This is a genomic window from Arthrobacter sp. R4-81 (assembly GCF_054792365.1).
Map to the genome: position 1 here is coordinate 1,265,347 of NZ_CP096445.1, position 20,359 is coordinate 1,285,705.

Annotated in this window: 17 protein-coding genes; 6 read left to right on the plus strand and 11 right to left on the minus strand. The window is 62.6% G+C overall.

From position 1 onward, the window contains the following. Positions 1-2 precede the first annotated feature (2 nt). Positions 3-1,469 carry an FAD-dependent oxidoreductase gene (locus tag M1E05_RS05925; protein ID WP_458111706.1) on the plus strand — a complete coding sequence of 489 codons (1,467 nt, stop codon included), beginning with the start codon at positions 3-5 and terminating at the stop codon, positions 1,467-1,469. Between the two features lie 111 nt (positions 1,470-1,580). Here the strand turns inward: M1E05_RS05925 and M1E05_RS05930 are convergent, their stop codons facing one another. From M1E05_RS05930 to M1E05_RS05940, 3 genes are read right to left on the minus strand one after another with little or no spacing between them, the layout of a single operon-like run. Next, positions 1,581-2,864, minus strand: coding sequence for an SRPBCC family protein (locus tag M1E05_RS05930; RefSeq protein WP_461164732.1), 1,284 nt, complete (start codon positions 2,862-2,864; stop codon positions 1,581-1,583). 2 nt (positions 2,865-2,866) lie between these two features. Beyond that, positions 2,867-3,694, minus strand: a complete 828-nt coding sequence (locus M1E05_RS05935) for a DUF1206 domain-containing protein (protein ID WP_461164733.1) — start codon at positions 3,692-3,694, stop codon at positions 2,867-2,869. Positions 3,695-3,714: 20 nt separating this feature from the next. Next, positions 3,715-3,999, minus strand: coding sequence for a hypothetical protein (locus M1E05_RS05940; RefSeq protein WP_458111703.1), 285 nt, complete (start codon positions 3,997-3,999; stop codon positions 3,715-3,717). A gap of 210 nt (positions 4,000-4,209) precedes the next feature. On the opposite strand from M1E05_RS05940, the gene M1E05_RS05945 reads away from it, so the two are divergent. Then, positions 4,210-4,749, plus strand: coding sequence for a hypothetical protein (locus M1E05_RS05945; RefSeq protein WP_458111702.1), 540 nt, complete (start codon positions 4,210-4,212; stop codon positions 4,747-4,749). A gap of 78 nt (positions 4,750-4,827) precedes the next feature. Here M1E05_RS05945 and M1E05_RS05950 read toward each other — a convergent pair whose 3' ends face one another. The 6 genes from M1E05_RS05950 to M1E05_RS05975 form a co-directional block, all read right to left on the minus strand. Continuing rightward, positions 4,828-6,000 (minus strand): AI-2E family transporter, encoded by a 1,173-nt coding sequence (locus tag M1E05_RS05950; protein WP_461164734.1) that lies wholly within the window; start codon positions 5,998-6,000, stop codon positions 4,828-4,830. Between the two features lie 104 nt (positions 6,001-6,104). Then, entirely contained in the window at positions 6,105-6,797 is a 693-nt protein-coding gene (locus M1E05_RS05955; protein ID WP_458111700.1) for a FadR/GntR family transcriptional regulator, read from the minus strand. Further along, positions 6,794-8,050: an MFS transporter gene (locus M1E05_RS05960; RefSeq protein WP_458111699.1), complete on the minus strand. Its 1,257-nt coding sequence runs from the start codon at positions 8,048-8,050 to the stop codon at positions 6,794-6,796. Before M1E05_RS05960 ends, M1E05_RS05955 begins: the two co-directional genes overlap by 4 nt. Positions 8,051-8,151: 101 nt before the next feature. Continuing rightward, entirely contained in the window at positions 8,152-10,041 is a 1,890-nt protein-coding gene (locus M1E05_RS05965) for a vWA domain-containing protein (RefSeq protein ID WP_461164735.1), read from the minus strand. A gap of 216 nt (positions 10,042-10,257) precedes the next feature. Beyond that, complete coding sequence (locus tag M1E05_RS05970; RefSeq protein WP_458111697.1) at positions 10,258-10,917, minus strand: hypothetical protein; 660 nt, start codon at positions 10,915-10,917, stop codon at positions 10,258-10,260. 35 nt (positions 10,918-10,952) lie between these two features. After that, entirely contained in the window at positions 10,953-12,398 is a 1,446-nt protein-coding gene (locus M1E05_RS05975; protein ID WP_458111696.1) for a PucR family transcriptional regulator, read from the minus strand. A gap of 183 nt (positions 12,399-12,581) precedes the next feature. Here M1E05_RS05975 and M1E05_RS05980 point away from each other — a divergent pair, with 183 nt between their 5' ends. Both M1E05_RS05980 and gabT read left to right on the plus strand, forming a co-directional pair. After that, positions 12,582-14,012 carry a gamma-aminobutyraldehyde dehydrogenase gene (locus M1E05_RS05980; protein ID WP_458111695.1) on the plus strand — a complete coding sequence of 477 codons (1,431 nt, stop codon included), beginning with the start codon at positions 12,582-12,584 and terminating at the stop codon, positions 14,010-14,012. Positions 14,013-14,077: 65 nt separating this feature from the next. After that, positions 14,078-15,433: a 4-aminobutyrate--2-oxoglutarate transaminase gene (gabT, locus tag M1E05_RS05985; RefSeq protein WP_461164736.1), complete on the plus strand. Its 1,356-nt coding sequence runs from the start codon at positions 14,078-14,080 to the stop codon at positions 15,431-15,433. A 7-nt stretch (positions 15,434-15,440) separates the two neighbouring features. Here gabT and rarD read toward each other — a convergent pair whose 3' ends face one another. Then, a complete protein-coding gene (rarD, locus tag M1E05_RS05990) occupies positions 15,441-16,418 on the minus strand; it encodes an EamA family transporter RarD (RefSeq protein ID WP_458111693.1) in 978 nt (325 codons plus the stop codon). Positions 16,419-16,636: 218 nt separating this feature from the next. Between rarD and M1E05_RS05995 the strand changes: the two genes are divergently transcribed. Both M1E05_RS05995 and M1E05_RS06000 read left to right on the plus strand, forming a co-directional pair. After that, positions 16,637-17,635 (plus strand): DNA topoisomerase IB, encoded by a 999-nt coding sequence (locus M1E05_RS05995; protein ID WP_461164737.1) that lies wholly within the window; start codon positions 16,637-16,639, stop codon positions 17,633-17,635. 72 nt (positions 17,636-17,707) lie between these two features. Continuing rightward, the gene (locus M1E05_RS06000) at positions 17,708-19,156 is read left to right on the plus strand and encodes an FAD-dependent oxidoreductase (RefSeq protein WP_458111691.1); all 1,449 of its coding nucleotides are present in this window, start codon (positions 17,708-17,710) and stop codon (positions 19,154-19,156) included. A 243-nt stretch (positions 19,157-19,399) separates the two neighbouring features. Here the strand turns inward: M1E05_RS06000 and M1E05_RS06005 are convergent, their stop codons facing one another. Then, on the minus strand, positions 19,400-20,272 hold the full coding sequence (locus M1E05_RS06005) for a hypothetical protein (protein ID WP_458111690.1): 873 nt from the start codon (positions 20,270-20,272) through the stop codon (positions 19,400-19,402). Positions 20,273-20,359: the final 87 nt, after the last annotated feature.

Sequence of the window (20,359 nt, forward strand, 5' to 3'; positions counted from 1 at the left end):
CCGTGTCAACCAGCACCACCGTAGGATCTGCTGCCCGCCCGCTGCGCGTCGCCGTCGTTGGCTCCGGCCCTGCCGGCGTTTACGCTGCGGACATCCTCACCAAGAGCGAAGCCGTCAAGAGCGGCGAGCTGACGGTCAGCATCGATCTCTTCGACCGCTACCCGGCCCCTTACGGGCTGATCCGTTACGGCGTTGCCCCCGATCACCCCCGCATCAAGGGCATCGTGAACGCCCTGCACAAGGTGCTGGACCGCGGCGACATCCGCTTCTTCGGCAACGTGGACTACGGCACAGACCTTTCCATCGAGGACCTCCGCACTCACTACGACGCCATCATTTTCGCCACCGGTGCCATCAAGGACGCGGACCTGAACATCCCCGGCGTCGAGCTTGAAGGTTCTTACGGCGGTGCTGACTTCGTCTCCTGGTACGACGGCCACCCCGATGTGCCCCGCGAATGGCCGCTGGATGCCAAGGAAATCGCCGTGATCGGCAACGGCAACGTCGCCCTCGACGTCGCCCGCATGCTGTCCAAGCACGCGGATGATCTGCTGGTATCCGAGATTCCGGAGAACGTCTACGCCGGGCTGAAGGCTTCCCCCGTGACGGATGTCCACGTGTTCGGCCGCCGTGGCCCTGCCCAGGTGAAGTTCACCCCGCTGGAACTGCGCGAACTGTCCCACTCCAAGGACGTCGACATCATCCTGTACCCGGAAGACTTCGAGTTCGACGAAGAGTCCGACCGCCAGGTCCAGACCAACAACCAGACCAAGACCATGGTGGGCACCCTCACCAACTGGATCGCCGAGCAGCCTGAGGACCCTTCCGAGTTCAAGGCTTCCCGCCGCCTGCACCTGCACTTCCTGCACAGCCCGGTGGAGATCTACGATGACCCCGCAAACCCCGGCCACGTCGCGGGCATGAAGTTTGAGCGGACCGAGCTGGACGGAACCGGCAACGCCCGGGGCACCGGCGAGTTCATCGACTACCCGGTCCAGGCCGTGTACCGCGCAATCGGCTACTTCGGTTCCGCCCTGCCTGAGGTTGAGTTCGACCACAAGAGGGGTGTTGTTCCGAACGACGGCGGCCGCGTGCTGGACGGTTCCGGCTCCCACGTCCCCGGCATCTACGCCACGGGTTGGATCAAGCGCGGTCCTGTCGGCCTGATCGGCCACACCAAGGGCGATGCCCTCGAAACCGTGACCTACCTCCTCGAAGACCGCGAAAACCTTCCGGTCGCTGCAGCGCCCGCGCCGGACGCCGTCGTCGAACTGCTTGAAAACCGCGGCGTCAAGTACACCAGCTGGGAAGGCTGGCTGGCCTTGGACGCCCACGAACTGGCTCTCGGCGCCGAGGCTACTGCTGCCGGCGGGTCGCACGGTGTTGAGGTCAAGCGTGAGCGCATCAAGGTTGTGCCGCGCGAGGACATGGTGGACATCTCCCGGGACGGCGTTGCCGCCAGCGTTTAGTCCGCTACTTCGGCGCAGCGCGAGCCGGCAGGTAATGACCGCAAAACTCAGGTTTGAGGTCTTTACCTGCCGGTTCGCACTGCTTTTTAAGCGCCAGTTGGCAGCCCAGCCTCAGATGGCCGGACCCTTCGCACCCGCGCCGCCGGAGGCCATCAGCTCCAGCCGCTTGAGCGTCTCCTTGTTGCGGACGGCGATGAGGGGGTCGAGGATGAATTTCGGGATGGCACTGCCGGGGCCCTTGATGGCGTCTTCGGCCATGGTGACCTTGCAGCCGGTGCGCTGTTCCTCAATGGTGATCACCACTTTTGCCTCACCGAGCGGCCAACCCCTGGCGATGAGTTCGATGGACTTGCCCGGGTTTGAGGCAGTGACATGGGTTTTGTCGTTGATCAGGAGTGGCCAGGCTCCTACTGAATGATGGAGAACCGCGCCCTCGGCAGGCCAGAGTGCGTCGACGTCGCGAATCCTCGACGCCCCCACCACCCAACCGGAGTAGAGCCAGCCGTCCGCAATGACGTTCCAAACGTCGTTTGCCGAGGCGAGGAAGGTTTTGCTGACGGTAACCATGTGGGTGCTCCTGCTCAGGGATTGGTGGGTGGGCGGACCAGAGGCGTGGAGGGCTCGACGGCGGGACGAGCGGTCCTTCGGGTGGCGATAGTGCGGTTCGCGATTGCTTGGCTTACGGGCAGTGCCGTACGCCGGGGCCCGCAGCCGTCTGGTCCAGGCGTAGGTCCCGGCGCTTTTCAGCGGATTAAGGACCGGATCGAAGCGGAGGCCGGTATCTTCGGCGGCAGCGGCAGGGCGCAGGGTGAGGGTCCCGAAGCGGATCCAGGGTCCCGACGGCCGGGCGTAATGCATCGCCAGCACCCAGTCAGCTGCCAAGGGCTCTGTTCCCGACGATGCTGTTCCCGACGCAGCTGCACCGGGGGACTCCGTGGTGAGGCCAAGCAGGACAGGACCGCGGGTTCCTTTGTGAGGCATCAGCGTGGTGAAGGTGGCCTTGCCCGGATCCCGTCGCGGCAGGAGGGCGAACCGGGCAGGCCAAGACCAGCCGGTGGTCGCAAAAAGAACATCCTCCGGACCGCCGTCGTCCTTGAGTCGCAGTGCCAGCCCCAGAATGTCAGGCAGGGGAGCGGGCAGTCCTATCGAGCGGGAATAGCGGGCAGTCACAACATGCCTGCCGGGCAAGTCGACCCACGGTACGCCGCTGGATTGGCCGTGTAAGAGGCTCTCGGTGTTGCCGAAACCTGCCTTGGTGAGCTCGCCGGTGAGCAGGGTTCCTTTGGGGTGGATGGGCCGTTCCGGCCGGACAACCTTCAGGGCCTTGAAAATCAAGGAGAAGGCGGCCCCCGCAAGACCCGCAATACCAGCCGCACTGCTGATTCCGATTGCCATAGCTACATCCTGCCGAAGCGGGATCTGACGAGGGCAAAGACTCCGTAGCAGATGAAGCCCGCGCCGATGGCAGTAAGGAGAAGCGGCCCCCACGGATGGTCGCGTAACGCCTTCAAGCTTCCATCAAGACCGGTCGACTCGGCAGCGTTGTTCTTCACAGCAGCAACGATAAACAGCAGTCCTACCAGCTTCAAGGCAACCCCTTTGGCAACATGCCCGGCGACGCCAAGTCCGCTGATTGCCCTGCCCCGCCGTGTCCCCTCGAAGTGATGCAGCTCGTCCTTGAACCGCTTGGCAAATCCTTTGAACACGAAGTAGATGCCGATGCCGATGATAGTCAGGCCCACGATCACCAGCACTGGAGCGCCAAGGGGGCGGCTTAGCAAGGAGGTACTGAAGGCCCGGGTTGACTCGCCGGAGTCGCTCCGCGCACCCACAGCAAAGCTCGCGAAGGTATAGCCCACGCTGCCGTACACCACGCTCAGCGCCCCTGACGAGATCAGCTTGCCCAGGCGCTCGCGGCGGCGCTCACGACGTACCCGCAGCGTCGCTTCGCTTAGTTGCCATAATGCGAGACCCGCGCATCCTGCTGCGCATGACCACATCACAAACGGGCCCCAGGGATTAGCGGCGAGCTGTTCAATAGCACCTGTAGGTTCCGGCTCGCCGGGCTGACCGAACGCGACGGCTATGGCAATGGCGCCCACCACCACATGAAGGAGCGCCATCACCGCAAATCCCCAACGGGCGACGACGTCGAGCGCCTTGGCGTTGGAGGCAGCCTCCGCGGCGCTCGCCGCTTCGCTGAGTGCCGAATCCATGTCCGTCATGTCTGAATCCGATGTCCTTCCTACCCGTTCATGGGTCCCTCGGCGTGAATCTTCTCTGAACCTGGCCCCACGAGCTTGACGGTGCAGCGGACCACGAGGCTGTCCGGTGCCGTGTGGATATCCACGAGGGTTTCCCCAGGAGCGAGGACTGTGTACGTTTCCGTACCCGGCTCCACGCTGACATTTTTGGAAGCAGCAGCCTGCTGTGCGTTCTCAAGCGCTTCATGGCGAAGAGTGTCAACGTACTGCTCGTCATTCTCCCGCGAGGCATCCCCAAAGGCCCAACCGAAGAGTGTTCCACTCATTCCAGTTCCTGCCGATTCCCTAGCCCCGAGCATTCGCTTCAACATTCCCTTCCATTCCAGTTCAAGGGGTATCAGTTCTATAGTAAGTGTGCTTACCATATTAGATCACGACTATCATCCGGATCTTGACTGAACATCTCGCGGTGAAGGTCCGGGAAGTCCTGAAGCCTAAGCCCAATCCAGGAAACGCAAACACGTTAGGAAGAGACAATGGCAGGAAATCTTATTGCCCGTTCCATCCACGATCTGACAGCAGGGGCTTGGTTCGGCGGTTCGCTGATGGGTGCCATAGGACTCAACGGGGCAGCGGCTGAGGCCAAGGATCCAACGGAACGCACACGGCTCTCCAGCCTCGGATGGAAGAGGTGGGCGCCGGTACAGACAGCCGCCTTCACAGCACACATCGTTGCCGGCCTCGCAGTGATCTGGGAGAACAAGGAGCGCATGGCCAAGCAGGAGGGCGTCACCCGTCTGAGCATCTACAAAACAGCCGTGACGCTGGTGGGGGCGGCCGTCACTCTCTATGCGGGCATGCTTGGAGGCAAAGTCGAGAAGCTTGCCGCAGAGGGAGCCGAAGGCGCCACCGAGCCCGATCCTGCGGCTTCAGATGAGCTCAAGTCAGCGCAAAAGCAGCTCAAGTTGCTGCAGTGGGCCATTCCTGTCTTTGCCGGATCGGTGATAATCATGGGCGCCAAGCACGGTGAGATGCAGCGTCCGAAGAACGTCTTGGCAGGCCTCAGGCGCTCCTGATCCACCTGAAATAAAGCCAACCCTTGGAATCAAACCAACACCTGCAATAAAACCAACCAATGCAGCCAGCCCGGAAAGTTACACGGGCTGGCTGTTGGCTGGGGGCAGGTCGGGGTTCATATCCTCGAGTTTCGGGTCCTCGGCTGTCCAGACCTGGATGATGGCCCATGCAACGGCCGCGAGCGGAACGGACAGCACGGCTCCGATGATGCCCGCCAAAATGGTCCCCGCCGTCAGTGCCATCAGGATGACCAAGGCGTGCAGCTGAAGCGATTTCCCCATAACAACGGGCTGCAGAAGGTCACCCTCGAGCTGGTTCACGGCGATAACGACTGCCACCACGATCAGCGCGACCACGGGACCGTTGGCCACCAGTGCCACCAGTGCCGCGAGGATACCGGCAACGGTCGCTCCCACCAGGGGGATGAATGCGGTGATGAATACGATGATGGCCAAGGGTATGGCGAGGGGGACCTGCAGAATCAGCAGGGCCGCGCCGATTGCCAGGGTATCCACGAGGGCCACGATGGCCGTGCCGCGCACGTAACCGCCCAGGACCTCCAGCGTCCGCTTGCCTGCCCGGCGCAGTTTCTGTTCCCGCTGCCCCTTGAAGGGCCGCAGGAAGAACTCCCAGATCTTCGCGCCGTCCTTGAGGAAAAAGAAGAGGATGACCACCATGAGGATGGCGCCGGCCAGGAACTCCGTCACCACGGACAGCCCGGTAATGGCTCCGGACCGCGCCTGGCTGCTGGTGGCAAAATCCACCAGACCTGTCCGTGCCTGTTCCAGCTGCTCCCTGTCCAGCGGGAACGGGCCCGTCAAGAGGAAATTTTCCAGTTCCTCCAGCCCTGACGCCGCTTGGGACACAAGCTCTCCCCATTGGTTGCGGACCGACATGACGATGATGCTCGTGACCCCGGCCAGGACAGTAAGCAGCAGAACAAAGGCGATGGCCGTTGCGGCGCCGCCGGGCAAACCACGTCGCCGCAGCAGGTTCACGAACGGGCCGATCGCAGCGGCCAGGATGAGCGCGATCAGCACCGGAATCACTAACAGCCGGATCTGCATCAGGGCAAAGATGGAGATGCTGACCACCGCCAGGATGAGCAGAATCTGGGCAGAGCGGACGGCCACGCGCCCCAAGCTGTCTGACCAAAGGGAGCGTGGGGTTTTGGGGGTTGTCGCGGCGCTAAGGGTTGGTGCCGCGTGGGTCGTGGATTCCTGTGCCGAGGGTTCCACTGCTCGAGCCATGACGTTCTCCCAGTTGTTGGTGGGCAAAGCTGAATTCAGGATTCATGGAAAAGATAACCCTGAAACAGTAAGCCTTCTGACATTTTGGGGGAAGTTCAGCGGGGTTACTCCGGCAGCCACTCCCGCAGCCACTCCGCGCAGGAGTTCAGATTACGTTGAACGCTTTCGACGGCGGCAGTTTCGTCGTGTGCTTCGATGGCGTCCAGGAGTTCGCCGTGACCCGCAACCGGAAGTCCCTCGAAGCCGGGGCGGCGTTGCTGCCGCACAAGATCGCTGTGGAAGATGCCGCCGAAACTGGTGTAGAGCTCATGAAGCAGCGGATTCCCTGATGCCTGGGCAACTGCCTCGTGAAACTCCCAGTCCGCCCGCGCCCAAGTTGCATAGTCCCCTGCAGTCCAGGCGTTCTGCCGTGCGGCCAGGAGGGTCCGCATCGCGATGATGTCGGCCTCAGTGGCGTTGCGGGCGGCAAGCCGTGCCGCCTGCGTATCCAACCCCACCCGAACCTCGAGGATGTGCTCCTCAGTGTGGTCCTTATACATCCGCCGCGCAGCTCCCGAAAGTTCGCTCGTGGCCCTGACGTAAGTTCCGTCCCCCCGCCGAACCTCCAGCATTCCACTGTGCGCCAACGCTTTAATGGCCTCACGCAGGGTACCCCGGGAGACGCCAAGTCCAGCCATCAGCTCCGGTTCAGCAGGGATCCGCTCCTGCAGGGGCCATTCCCCGGACTGGATCATCTGCCGCAGCTTAGCGGTAACTTCTTCGGCAAGTGCCGGACGGGAGGAGGCAGTGAGGCTCATGGCTTGGCCACCGGGATCTTCTTCTCCGTCCGTTCGCTGGTGAGCTGATGTGCCACCACCACCTGCACAATCGCGACGGCGAGCAAGAGTGCCAGGGGCAGGCTCCAGCTTCCGGTTGCGCTGTGCAGCAGGCCCATCCCAAATGGTCCTGCCGTTGCAAGCAGGTACCCCACCGACTGCGCCAATGTGGAGATCGCCGTGGTTTCCGCCGTCGTGCGCCCGCTGCGGCTGATCATCACCATGACCAGCGGGAAAATTCCGAGCCCGAAGCCCAGTACTGCTGCCGGTACGGCGGCAAGGGAAGGGGGCAGCAGGAGCAGCGCAGCTATTCCCAGGACCATGGCCGCGGTCGCGAGGTAAAAAGCGGGCCGCAGCATCCGCGGACGCGAGCCGATGGCAATGAGTACCATCCCTGAGGGAACCGAGACGAGCTGCATCAGCCCGAACAGCAGTCCGCTGTCCGCCGCGGAGAGGCCGACGGTGGTGAGCATGTATGGGAACCAACTCAAGATGGCGTAGGCCAGCAATGCCTGTAACGTGAAAATGGCCGTGATCAGCCGGCCCTTGCGGGTCCGCAGCATCTGCCAGGGCGAGAAGTGCAGTGGCGTCGCCGCCTTTGTCATCCGGTGTGCACGGAGGGCAACCGGGAGGAAACCGAGGAAGGCTGCGGCGGAGAGCAGGCCGATGGCCCCTACCCCCAGGGATGGTGAGCCGAGCTGATGGGCCAAAGGGACGATGAGTACGGAGGAGAGGGTGGCTCCGGTGGTCATGGTGACGGTGTAAAGGCCGGTCATGAGCGATGTCCGGTGCGCATAGTGCTCGCGGATGAAGGATGGCATCGCCACGTTGCAGACGGCCAGGCCGGACATTGCTGCCACCGTTCCCGCCAGCAGCATTCCGGTCGAGGGGATGCCCCGCAGCAGGAGTCCGGCCGTCAGCATTCCCAACGCCAGCAGAACAGATTTCTCGACGCCCAATCGGCGGCTCAGCCACGATGTTGCGGCCCCTGCGACGGCGAAGCAAAGCGTGGGGATCGACGGAATCACTGAGGCAACGAAGGGTCCGTAACCCAGGACCTGCTGTAGATCATGGAACAAGGCCGAAGCCCCGGTGATGCCCGCTCGCAGGTTCAGCCCGATCAGCACGACGGCGACCACGCCCAGAATCAGCACCGAGCGCGGCTGTGAGGGAACGCCCTCGTCCTCTTTGTTGGGTGCAACCACCGGAAGGGATGCCGTCGTCGTACTAGCCATTATCAAAGGTTAGACGTTAGACGTTTGCATCCGGAACTTAAGTGGCGCAGATCGCTCCATGAAGCACAGGTCGCTCCATGAATGATCTGCGTAAAACGGAGTTAGAAGCTGGTCACCAGATCGCCAAGCACTGCTTCCAGTCGGTTAGGATCACTCGCGTCGTAGAAATGAGCTCCGCTGGCCTTGGCGATTGCCCGCAGGGAAGTGGTGTCGGCGTCGGCGCCGTAGGCGAGGGTGAAGACCAGCACCGGCGCGGTGTGGTGCTGGTCATGGAGCTGCTCTGTCAGGGTGGCGAGGGTTCCCGCGTGGGGAGTGTCGTTCTTGCCATCGCTCAGGAGCACGATGGTGTTGATCGAAGAGCTGTCGTAGGCCTCTGCCTGTTGGGCGGCAAACATCCCTACAGCTTCGAAGAGGGGCGTGTAGGCGACGGGTTGCAGCGCGTTCAGTTCCGCCAGCAGATCAGCCTTGTTTATTTTGAGCGGGGCCACCGGACTCACCAGCCCGGGAGACAGTTCGCCGCCCTCCAGGTGAGAAAACGCAGCCATGCCCACTTGGTCTTCCCCGGTGAAATGCTCCATCGCCTTGGTGACGGCATCCTTTGCGCCCTGCAGGCGGGACACCCCTGGAGCGATTTCCTGGCGCATGGAGCCGGAAACGTCGAGCAGGAAAAGGGCCCGCGCCCTCTTACGCACGTCCGGAAAGCTCTTTTGAACCGCCGTCAGCACTTCATCCGACGGCAGCGGGATCTCATCAAGTGAGGATGCGTAACGTCCCGTAGTCGCCACAACATCCTCCACCTTGTCCTGGATGTTCCGGTACCCGGTGGTCTTGACCACGTTCTGGCCCTGCTCGGTGCCGGCATATGCAATGAAGCTTTCTGCGGCGAGACGCTGCTGCGCACTGATCCAGTTTCCGTCGAGGACCACGGCCGGGCTGTCCGCCACCAGGACGCCTTCGCTCGGGTAGATGGCCAGCAGGGGTTCTTTTGGTGCCAGTCCTGTCTGTTTGGTCACGCCGTCGTTGCTGGAAATGCCCCTGTTGTAGTCCCAAACAGACTTCTCATCAACGATCACTGCCGACAGGAATTCCGAGACCTTGCCGGCGTCATCTGCCTGACGGGCATGCCACAGGAAATGCTCAGGAGTTGCCATGTAGTGGCTCGTACTGAGCTCACCTGCCTTGACCTTTTCAATGACTGCAGCCTCTTTCAGCCTGGACCCGTCCAGCGCCGCCAGATTGTTTCCAGCCACACCGTAGGAGGCCACTAATCCCATCAGGCCGGAGGTCGAAACGGTGGGGCTGGCCTTGCCGAACTTAAACTTCCCCCACTCGGGGTGATTGAGGCGCTCCCAGACGTCCGGGTCTCCTGCGGCTTTGAAGACGTCGGCCCAACTGGGAGCCTTGGCGTCCCATCCGATCGCCTTGGCCATGGAGGCCGGCATGGCTACGACGATCCCGCTCCGCGCAACGCTGGTCCCGCTGGTTTCGAACCCCTTCCCCGCGTCTCCCGCCTTGTCCTTGGCTACGCGCAGCCAAGCGGTGGAATCGGGCAGCCAAACGGTGGGGCGTTCGGCTGCAGGAGTGGTTGCAAACTGGCTCGCCCTCTTCGCTGCTGCCACTCCGGACTTCTCCTGGGTGACGTTCACGGTCACGCACAGTCCGTCCACGCTCCGGGGTTTGGCCATGTATTCCGACGCGAGGGACCGCACCATGTCGGCGTTTTCCAACGACGCGAGCACGTTCACCGAAATGCAGGGCGCCTTGCCCGAGGCGGCAGGGGGTTGATCAGCCGGCAGGACTGCTTTCACGGTTGGTGTGGGGGTGCCGCCCATGGCGGCGCCTCCCCGGGAGGATGCTGATCCGCCCGGTCCCAGGAGCGTCGGCAACAACAGTGCCCCGCCGATCAGGCCCAGCACGGCGGCAGCCGTTATGGCAACGGTCAACAGCCAACGCGGGTAGCTGGGTCTGGTGGCGGCACGTCGTCGGCCCATGCTCGTCGTATCCTTTGATGTCCGCGGGGTCGGGTCCCGGGCTGCATCTCTGAAAATCAGCCGGGGCGGCTGGGGTCGCCACATTGCGCCTAGCCCCCGCCCTGGTGCCGGAACACCTGGATACGCCACTAGAGAATATCCCAAACCCGTCAGCAGCGCGTGGCTTGAGTCACAATCCAAAGCAAGGCCGCAATATGCACCTCGTGCAAGGGCGGGCTAATGGCTCGCGGCCGAGACAAATCCAACGATGACCGCGGTCCACCAGCAGAGTTGCGATGCCGAGAACCGCAAAAGCAACTGTTGCCGGAACCAAGGGGTGAACGCCAGGAAGGGTGCATCCCTGCCTATGGCTCTCAGCCGTTCCTTGAAAGGAACCAGCCAAATGCCGTTCAATATCAGCCCAAGGACGGCTGCGAACTTTGCCAGCGTTGGGAGGGCGTCCAGACTGGGCTCAAGGAAGATGCCGGACACCATCAGAGCCAACAACCCGCCCCAGATGAACGGCGTTACGAAGCTCTCCATTCGCAGGGCGGCCTGGACTGGGCGTACCCCGGCCATCCACAGGAAGCCCCTGATATCCACTGCCAGAACACCGCTGAACGAGACCACCATGGCGGCGAGATGGACCATGAGGGCTGTCTTGTGGACTTCGGGTTCCGGGCTGACAATGGCGCCCAGCGTTATACATACGATCCAGATGCCCACGGCCATCACGGAGACGGTTGGCAGGGGCCCGGTTTGACGCCGTCCGGCCGCAATTAAGGTGCTCGTGGACCAGGTTTCCGGCAAGGTTTCTCCCTCGGGTGTCACCTCCGCGTTGCCGGGACGGATTCCTGCTCGATGGAAGCCGCGGTCGATGCCGGCTAAAGCATACAACCGGGTTTCTAGAACCAGGAATGACTCCAAAAGGGCTACCGTCCTGCGTGCCGCGCCCCAAGGCGGGAGACTGCCAGGGCGAGCCACAGTTGCACGCGGTCCGCCGTAACCGAGGGATCGTAACCGGTCATTTCGGTGATTTGCGCCAAGCGGTACCGGACAGTGTTGCGGTGCAGTGTCAGGGCTTCGGCGACGGCGGCCACGGAACCATTGTTGCTGAGGTAACTCTCCAGGGTGGTCATCAGCTCGGCACCATGATTGGCATCGAACGTCCGGAGCGGATTGAGGGACTCGTTGGCCATGTCCGCGAGGGGTACGTCTTCGCTGGCCAGCAGCAGCGACGTCAGACTGAGCCGTTCCGGTTCGTTCACGGGCAGGCCTCGGCTGGCGGCGTCGCGGGCCTCGAAGTAGCTCCAGCGGAGCCCGTTGGGTTTGGTATACGCTCCGCCGATTCCTATTGTGGCGTGTATACCCGCTTCCGCCAGGTGGTCGCTAAGGCGCCTGGCGAGCGCCCCGGAACCGGTGCCGTCGTCGGGGATGACAGTAATAAGGTCCTTGCCGACGACGGCGGTCACCCCCTGCTCCAGTTCAGGCGGAAGGGAAGAGCTGATGAGTTGTTTCTGGTGCGCGGCGGACTCGGCCAACAACACCACGTTCTTGCGGGTGCTGTTGACCCCTATACCGGCCAGCCGCCGCGAGGCTTCACTGGGTTCCAGGGTTCCGTGGATAACGTCCTCAAGGACCTGCCCCGACAAGGCGCGCTGGGACTGGCGCTGCTTCATCATGTTGTTCAGCTCCACGCTGATGAGGTTTTGGGCGTAATTAACTATCCCTGAATCCTCGAAGGGCCTTTTCACCCAAAGCGTGCAGGCATCCCGGCGGCCCGTCGGAATGGGGTAGGACGCCCACCCGTCCGCCGTGGGGGGCGGGCTTCCGGCAACGCTGTTGTAAAGCTGCGCGGTGAACTGGGTCAGGATGATCTCAGTACGCAGCATGGAACCGAGGTGCCTCAGAAGCTCCGCAAGCCCGCCGCCGGTGAGCAGTGCGCGGGCCAGGATCTGATGGCCCGCGATGAGCCGCTCTAGTTTGGCGTAGTGGTCGGCCGACTGCGCATCGGCCACGAGTTTGCCGATGGCGATGAACGGTGTCTCATAGGGCACTTCGACGACCGGAAGTCCCCAGCGGTTGGCTTCTGCAACGAGTGCCGACGGGACCTCCTCATGCGTCAGCCCCGTTCCGAAGCCGATCCCCACAGCCCCGGCGCGTTGTACCTGGCGGACGAACCTGCGCTGATCGGGAGCCGTGCGCAGGCGCATGCCGGTCGTGAGCACCAGTTCTCCGCCGTTGAGGAACCGCTGTGGATCCTCTTGTTCAGTGACAGCAACCCAGTGGATGTCCTGATGCCAGGTGGTCTCGGCCAAACCGGATTTGCGGAGTTTCAAAGCCTGCACCCCCAGCAGGGCAGCGAGTGAGATTGCCATGCGTAAAGGATAGCCCTGTGCTGTGTCATCGCACTAAAGGAATCAGTCAACGGTGTGCAGGTGGCTATTCCCAGCCATGAGGGCAAGGCATAGGCTCGTTGCAGCCGCATCGGAGGCATGCTTTTATGCTCCGCATCACAAAAAGGCTCTTTGCCTGAGTCAGTACGAAAGAGGTTGCACACCGTGGTTCAAACCTTGCAGAACTTCATCAATGGCGAGTTCGTCACGCCGTCCGGCACCGAGTCGCTGGACATCGTGAATCCCACCAACGGTGACGTCGTGGCGAAATCTCCGGTTTCCGGCCAGGCTGACGTTGACGCTGCCATGACTGCCGCCGCCGAGGCGTTCAAGAGCTGGAAGTACACCACACCCGGCCAGCGCCAGCTGATGCTGCTCAAACTTGCTGACGCCATCGAAGCCAACAGCGACGAAATAGTCGAGGCCCAGCACCGCAACACCGGACAGGTCCGCTCCCTGATCGCCTCGGAAGAAGTTGCAGCCGGAGCAGACCAGATGCGGTTCTTTGCCGGTGCCGCACGCATTCTCGAGGGCAAGTCCGCCGGTGAGTACTTCGAAGGCCACACCTCCTTTGTCCGCCGCGAGCCCATCGGCGTGGTGGCTCAGGTAGCTCCCTGGAACTACCCGTTCCTCATGGCCATCTGGAAGATCGGTCCCGCGCTCGCCGCCGGCAACACTGTTGTGTTGAAACCGTCGGACACCACGCCGGAATCCACGCTGGTCCTTGCCAGGCTTGCAGCGGACATCCTCCCCGCGGGCGTGCTCAACGTGCTCCTTGGCACCGGTCAGACCGGCTCGATGATGGTGGAGCACAAGGTTCCGGGTCTCGTGTCCATCACCGGTTCAGTCAGAGCGGGGATCGCCGTGGCTTCCGGAGCTGCAAAGGGCCTCAAGCGAGCCCACCTGGAGCTGGGCGGCAAGGCACCTGCCATCGTTTTCAAGGACGCTGATATCAAGAAGAGCGCCGCAGCCATCGCTGAATTCGCCTTCTTCAACGCGGGCCAGGACTGCACGGCGATCACCCGCGTGCTGGTGGAGGACTCAGTGCACGACGACGTCGTGGCCGCCATGGTGGACCACACCAAGACCCTGCACACGGGCTCCCAGAACGATGAAGAAAACTACTTCGGTCCGCTAAACAACGTCAACCACTTCAAGGCGGTCAGCGCCGTGGTTGAATCCCTCCCGGAAAACTGCCGGATCGAAATCGGTGGCAAACGGGCGGGGGACAAGGGTTTCTTCTTTGAGCCCACCATCATCACCGGAGCCAAGCAGACGGACAGCGTGGTGCAGCAGGAAACGTTCGGCCCCATCATCACTGTCCAGAAGTTCAGCAGCGAGGAAGAAGCGGTCGACCTCGCCAACGACGTCGAATACGCCCTAGCCTCAAGCGTCTGGACCAGCGACCACGGTACTGCCATGCGGGTCAGCCGGGACCTCGACTTCGGTGCCGTCTGGATCAACACGCACATCCTGCTCACCGCGGAAATGCCGCACGGAGGCTTCAAGCAGTCCGGTTACGGCAAGGACCTGTCCATGTACGGCGTCGAGGACTACACCCGCATCAAGCACGTGATGTCTGCACTTGATGCGTGACTCAGCCGCCTAGTCCCCACAGGGCCCCAGCACCGTCCCCAAAGCAATTAAGAAAGGCTTTCTCCATGACCGCCACAGCAAGTGAAATCACCTACCGTCTGGAGCAGAAGCGCCGCGTCCAGGCAGACTTCCCCGGCCCCAAGTCCTTGGCACTGACTGAACGCCGAAAGGCAGTAGTTGCTGCCGGCGTCGCCTCCGCCGTCCCTGTTTACGTAGCCGACGCCGACGGCGGCATCATCCACGACGTCGACGGAAACTCATTCATAGATCTTGGCTCAGGCATCGCAGTGACCAGCGTCGGAGCTTCCGATCCCGCCGTCGTCGGTGCTGTGAAGGAAGCCGTTGAGCACTTCACCCACACGTGCTTTATGGTCACCCCGTACGAGGGCTACGTTGCCGTCGCCGAGCAGCTCAACAGGCTCACCCCCGGCGACCACGAGAAGCGCACCGTCCTGTTCAACTCCGGTGCCGAAGCAGTGGAAAACGCCGTGAAGGTGGCCCGGCTGGCAACCGGCCGGGACGCCGTCGTCGCCTTTGACCACGCCTACCACGGCCGCACCAACCTGACCATGGCATTGACCGCGAAGGCGATGCCGTACAAAACCAACTTCGGCCCGTTCGCGCCCGAGGTCTACCGCATGCCCATGAGCTACCCCTTCCGCGAGGAGAACCCCTCGATCACGGGCGCCGAGGCCGCCAAGCGCGCCATCACCATGATCGAGAAGCAGATCGGCGGGGATCAGGTTGCTGCCATCATCATCGAGCCGATCCAGGGCGAAGGCGGCTTCATCGTTCCGGCCGACGGCTTCCTGCCCGCACTCTCGGCGTGGGCCAAGGACAAGGGCATTGTGTTCATCGCCGACGAGGTCCAGTCCGGCTTCTGCCGCACGGGTGAATGGTTCGCGGTCAACCACGAGGGCGTTGTCCCGGACATCATCACCATGGCCAAGGGCATTGCGGGCGGGATGCCGCTCTCGGCCATCACCGGCCGTGCAGACCTGCTTGACGCCGTCCACCCGGGCGGTCTGGGCGGCACCTACGGTGGCAACCCGGTAGCGTGCGCCGCTGCACTCGCGTCGATTGGCTCCATGGAGGAGTTCGACCTCAACGCCCGGGCCAAGCACATCGAAGAGCTGGCCACGGGCAAACTGCGCGAACTTGCTGAAGAAGTCTCGGTCATCGGCGACGTCCGTGGCCGGGGCGCCATGCTGGCCATCGAGCTGGTGCAGGCCGGATCCAAGGAACCGAACCCGGAGCTGACCAAGGCCGTGGCTGCAGCGTGCCTCAAGGAAGGCGTCATCATCCTCACCTGTGGAACCTACGGAAACGTGATCCGCTTGCTGCCGCCCCTGGTTATCACCGACGAGCTGCTGCTGGATGGCCTGTCCGTGCTGGCATCGGCGATCAAGGCCCACGCGTAAAGGTTTTCTAAGCGTGCGCCAGCTTCCGCGCAACTGAGTTCTTCCGGGCGTGAATCAGCATGTCCACCGTGAGTACCAGGAGCGCAAGCCAGACGACGCCGAAGCCGATCCACCGTCCGGTTGTCATGGCCTCCTGGAACACCACGAGGGCTATGACGAACTGGAGAACCGGAGCGAAGTACTGCAGCAGGCCGATGGTGGTCATGGGCAGCCGCCGGGCGGAGGCGCCGAAGAACACCAAGGGAACCGCTGTGATGATGCCGGAGGACAGCAGCAGCCAGAAGTGGGTAGCCCCGTTGTTGGTAAGAGTGGCGGTGTTGGTGAAGGCAAGGAAAACCATAGTGGCTGCCGCGAGCGGTGCCAGCACAATGGTCTCCACGGTGAGGCTGGTGATGGCATCCGCCCTGGGACCCACGCGCTTTTTCACGAAGCCGTACAAGCCGAAACTGACGGCCAGCGTGAGGGCGATCCAGGGCAGCTTGCCGTAGGAGATTGTCAGGACCACCACCGCCACAAAACCGATTCCGACGGCGGCCCACTGCAGGGGGCGCAGCGTTTCCTTCAGCACGAACACCCCCAGCAGGACCGAGACGATGGGATTGATAAAGTAGCCAAGCGATGCCTCCACCGCCTGGCCTGTGGTTACACCAAAGGTGTACGTCAGCCAGTTCACGGCGATGAGGCCTGCGGCTATGCCAAGGGTTCCAAAAACTGACCGGTCCTTGAAGGCGCTTATGAGCACAGGCCAGGAACGGGTGACAGTAATCAGCAGTGCGCAAAAGATGAGGGACCACACCACACGGTTGGCCACAATCTCCACAGCTCCGGCCGGTTGCAGCACGAAGAAGTAGATGGGAAGCAGTCCCCAGAGGCCGTAGGCGCCAATGCCGAACAGAATCCCCGCCGTCGTGTCCTTATCTACGGCCTTCAGGCCGGGCTTTTGTCCTGCTGGCGAGGCTGAGGGGGCTCCTGAGTGGGATTCCATCGAAGATCCAGATTCCATTGAGGGGCCAGCCACGGGGTCAGAGCTGGCAACGCTGGCAGAGGAAGATCCGTGAGGTGTAGGCACAAGGTTAAGAACATCACAGCTCCGGCCAGTATTCCGCCAACAGAGAAAAGCCGGCAATCCTAACTTGCCTGGATTCCGGAGTTAGTCAGTAGGCTTACCATTGTGATCATGATGCATGGGCAGGAAAGCATTCCATGAGGCTCCGGCGGAGCAACGCCTCGGGCCGGGGCTACCGCAGGGTGGCTGCCGGAAAGGGCTTCAGCTACAGGGACCTGGATGGCACCACGCTGCCACCGGGTCCTGTCCGTGAGCGGCTGGAGAGCATCGGGATTCCGCCGGCCTGGACGGATGTCTGGATTTCGCCCTTCGATAACGGGCATATCCAGGCAACGGGCCTGGATGCCGTTGGCCGGCGCCAGTACATCTACCATCCCGCATGGCGCGAGCGTAAGGACCGGGTGAAGTTCGATCGCGCCCTGCAGCTTGCCGAGTCCCTGCCATCCGCACGGCGGCGCGTGACCATAGACTTGCGCTCCGAAGGGCTGTCCCGCGAACGTGTGCTGGCGGCGGCTTTCAGGATGCTGGACAGCGGATCGTTACGGGTGGGCTCGGAAAAGTACACCAACGAAAATGGCAGCCATGGACTGGCCACCCTGCTCTGCGCCCATGTAAAGGTCCGGAAGGACACTTTGCTGCTCAGCTTTCCGGCCAAGAGCGGGAAGACCTGGGAATCGGAAATCACTGATCCGGACCTGGCCGCCCTGATGCGCGTCCTGAAGAAACGAGGCGGCAACGCCCGCCTGCTCGCCTACCGGGAACGCCGAAGGTGGCATCCGGTAACCAGCGCCGACATTAACGCTTATGTGAAGGAACGAACCGGGTCCGACTTCACCGCCAAGGACTTCCGGACTCTGCGCGGAACTATTGCTGCCGCCGTCAGCCTGGCCCGGAGCGGACCACAAAGATCAGTGGCCGCCCGCAAGGCTGCCATCAGCCAGGCCATGAGGGAGGCTGCTGCCGTCCTTGGCAATACGCCTTCCATCGCGCGGAAGAGCTACGTTGATCCGCGCTTGCTGGATCATTTCGCGGCCGGAGAGACGATTGATCCCAGGCGCCTGGACTCCGCGGAAGCTGAGCTTCGGGCGCTCCTGTACCGCGAGGGGCGGGTCGTCTCCATCCAGAACGCCGGCTGACGGACAGGCCACTAGAATTGGGTACTGTGCGCTGCATGAGCTCGCGCAGTCTCCAGTCTCAGAAGGGGTCCCGTGACCAGTTCGGCAGAAACAACGGCCAAACGCCCCCTCCGCGTCGCAATCGTCGGCGCGGGGCCGGCAGGGGTCTACGCCGCCGACATCCTCACCAAGTCCAACGAGGTCAAGGACGGGGATTTCGAAGTCAGCATCGATCTCTTTGAAGCCCATCCGGCTCCTTATGGCCTGATCCGTTACGGCGTCGCTCCAGACCACCCCAGGATCAAGGGAATCGTCAACGCCCTTCACAAGGTCCTTGATCGAGGCGATATCCGTTTCCTTGGCAACGTTACCTATGGCCGTGACCTCACCCTTCACGATATCCGCGCCTTCTACGACGCCGTAATCTTCTCCACCGGCGCGATCAAGGACGCCGAGCTGGACGTGCCCGGGGTCGAACTGGAGGGCTCCTTCGGCGGCGCGGATTTTGTGTCCTGGTACGACGGACACCCGGACGTACCCAGGGACTGGCCGCTGGATGCAAAGGAAATTGCTGTCATCGGCAATGGAAACGTAGCGCTGGATGTCGCCCGCATGCTGGTCAAGCACGCGGATGAGCTGCTGACGACGGAAATCCCGGACAACGTGTACCAGGCGCTGAAGAACTCACCTGTCACTGACGTGCACGTGTTCGGCCGCCGTGGTCCGGCGCAGGTGAAATTCACTCCGTTGGAATTGCGCGAACTCAGCCACGCCAAGGACGTGGACATAGTGCTGTATCCCGAGGACTTCGAGTTTGACGAAGCCTCCGAGGAAGCCATCCGCAGCAACAACCAGATCAAGACGATGGTAAACACCATGACCAACTGGCTGGCCGAGGAGCACACAGAGGCGGACGTTCCGTCGTCGCGCCGCTTGCACTTGCACTTCCTGCACAGCCCGGTGGAGATCTATGGAAATGATAGCGACGCCGGCACCGGCAGAGTGGCCGGTATCAAGTTCGAGCGGATGCAGCTCGATGGGACAGGCCATGTCAAGGGGACCGGCGAGTTCATCGACTACCCGGTCCAGGCTGTCTATCGCGCCATTGGCTACCACGGCTCCCCCTTGGACGAACTCGAGTACGACGCAAAGTACGGCGTGATCCCGAACGAAGGGGGACGCGTACTGGACGAGTACGGCGAGCCGGTCCCCGGGATCTACACCACAGGTTGGATCAAGCGCGGACCGGTGGGGCTGATCGGCCATACCAAGGGCGACGCGTTGGAAACCATCGGCTTCCTGTTGGAAGACCGGCTGACGCTTCCTCCCGCGAAAAACCCTGATCCGCAGGCCATCATCGAGCTGCTGGAGGAACGGGGCATCCGGTACACCACCTGGGAAGGCTGGAACCGGCTGGACGCCCATGAGTTGAAACTCGGCGTCACCTGGTCCGGCGAGACTGACTCCGGAGTCATCCGTGAGCGCGTCAAGGTGGTTCCGCGTGAGGAAATGATTGAGATTTCACGCGGACCAGAGGACTGAGGCTTCGGGAGACTGCGCTCGCGGGCTCCTGCGTGGAAGGAAGAGACGCCCTGTGACGTGTCCTGGATGAAGCCGAAAACGAGCGCCGAACCGTCGCGGTCGGTCACCTGGGAGAGGGTAGGAAAAGGACGGCGGCCATCCGGGATAGAAGGGAGGTCTCCTGCAATAAGCAGGAGACCTCCCTCGGTGGTACGGCTTTGCCTGACACCCCCAGCGGGCCAGGCAAAGCAGTTCTTTACGCGGTCACCGCCGCAGGCTGTCCAGGAGTCTGGCTACGTCGTGGACATTGTCCGGCAGGGGTTCGACGTCGATCCTCACCTTCGCGCCCGGGAACTGCCCGGTTAGCAGGGTATTGAGTTCCGCGGCACAGCTGTTGATTCGTCCGAAGGCGTCCTGGGTCCGCTCCGACAGGACGATGACGGCGTCGGGGGCCCGGCTCAAAACGGTTCCGCTCCGGGTGAAGTTCTCCGCGCAGATGTGGCCTATCCTGGCTTCGAGTTCCCAGCGCCGCCCTGCACCGTGATGGCTCGGGTGCCTGAGGACAGCAAGTAGGAAGCGCCGGCTGACGTCCTCGTGGGCTCCATAAAGTTCGTAGAGCCGGTTCCTGAAGTGCGGCCAGGTGGAGAGGCCACTGGCCGGGTCGGTGCAGGAGATGGCTACGCTCAGGAGCGAAGAGGCTTCAACCCAGGCCTCGGCGAAGGCGGCCGTCACGTTCATTGGCGTGGGCTGGTCATGGGCCGAGAAGAGCGCCCCGACGTCGGCCAGTGCCTCGGCGATGCCAACGCCGTCATAAGCCCTGGCCGCCCCCAACTGCCGTACGGGTTCGAGTGAGCCCGTATCTGCTGTCTTGATTCCTGCGCCGAGTGAACCGAGGCTGAAGACCTTGCCGGTGTGCTGGCCGGCCATAGGCTGCCCGCTGAAGTGGTCGCTGTAGGAAGAGGACCGGGTCGGATCGAAGAACCCGCGGGCAAAAGCGGTTGCCAACGCCCGCGTTCCAGCACAAAGCCAATCGGCCTCGACCCGCCAGTCGGCTGCCATGGTGCGGCGGCGCCAGCGCGCCAGCACATCCAAGGGGTCCATTGGCCTGATGCCGGCCGCGGGCTGAAGAATGGTCACACCCGTTAAGAGCACCCAATCCAGGAGTCATGACGCGACTTTTGAAGATTTTCCCAAGACAACCCGGATCCTGATTCGCCGGCCGTA

Excerpts from the sequence above, each read along its gene's own strand:
- M1E05_RS05945 (WP_458111702.1), top strand. The coding sequence starts at position 4,210 with ATGGCAGGAAATCTTATTGCCCGTTCCATCCACGATCTGACAGCAGGG.
- rarD (WP_458111693.1), bottom strand. The coding sequence starts at position 16,418 with ATGGAATCCCACTCAGGAGCCCCCTCAGCCTCGCCAGCAGGACAAAAG.
- M1E05_RS05995 (WP_461164737.1), top strand. The coding sequence starts at position 16,637 with ATGAGGCTCCGGCGGAGCAACGCCTCGGGCCGGGGCTACCGCAGGGTG.
- M1E05_RS05955 (WP_458111700.1), bottom strand. The coding sequence starts at position 6,797 with ATGAGCCTCACTGCCTCCTCCCGTCCGGCACTTGCCGAAGAAGTTACC.
- M1E05_RS05935 (WP_461164733.1), bottom strand. The coding sequence starts at position 3,694 with ATGACGGACATGGATTCGGCACTCAGCGAAGCGGCGAGCGCCGCGGAG.
- M1E05_RS05930 (WP_461164732.1), bottom strand. The coding sequence starts at position 2,864 with ATGGCAATCGGAATCAGCAGTGCGGCTGGTATTGCGGGTCTTGCGGGG.
- M1E05_RS05950 (WP_461164734.1), bottom strand. The coding sequence starts at position 6,000 with ATGGCTCGAGCAGTGGAACCCTCGGCACAGGAATCCACGACCCACGCG.
- gabT (WP_461164736.1), top strand. The coding sequence starts at position 14,078 with ATGACCGCCACAGCAAGTGAAATCACCTACCGTCTGGAGCAGAAGCGC.
- M1E05_RS05975 (WP_458111696.1), bottom strand. The coding sequence starts at position 12,398 with ATGGCAATCTCACTCGCTGCCCTGCTGGGGGTGCAGGCTTTGAAACTC.
- M1E05_RS05940 (WP_458111703.1), bottom strand. The coding sequence starts at position 3,999 with ATGAGTGGAACACTCTTCGGTTGGGCCTTTGGGGATGCCTCGCGGGAG.
- M1E05_RS05960 (WP_458111699.1), bottom strand. The coding sequence starts at position 8,050 with ATGGCTAGTACGACGACGGCATCCCTTCCGGTGGTTGCACCCAACAAA.
- M1E05_RS05965 (WP_461164735.1), bottom strand. The coding sequence starts at position 10,041 with ATGGGCCGACGACGTGCCGCCACCAGACCCAGCTACCCGCGTTGGCTG.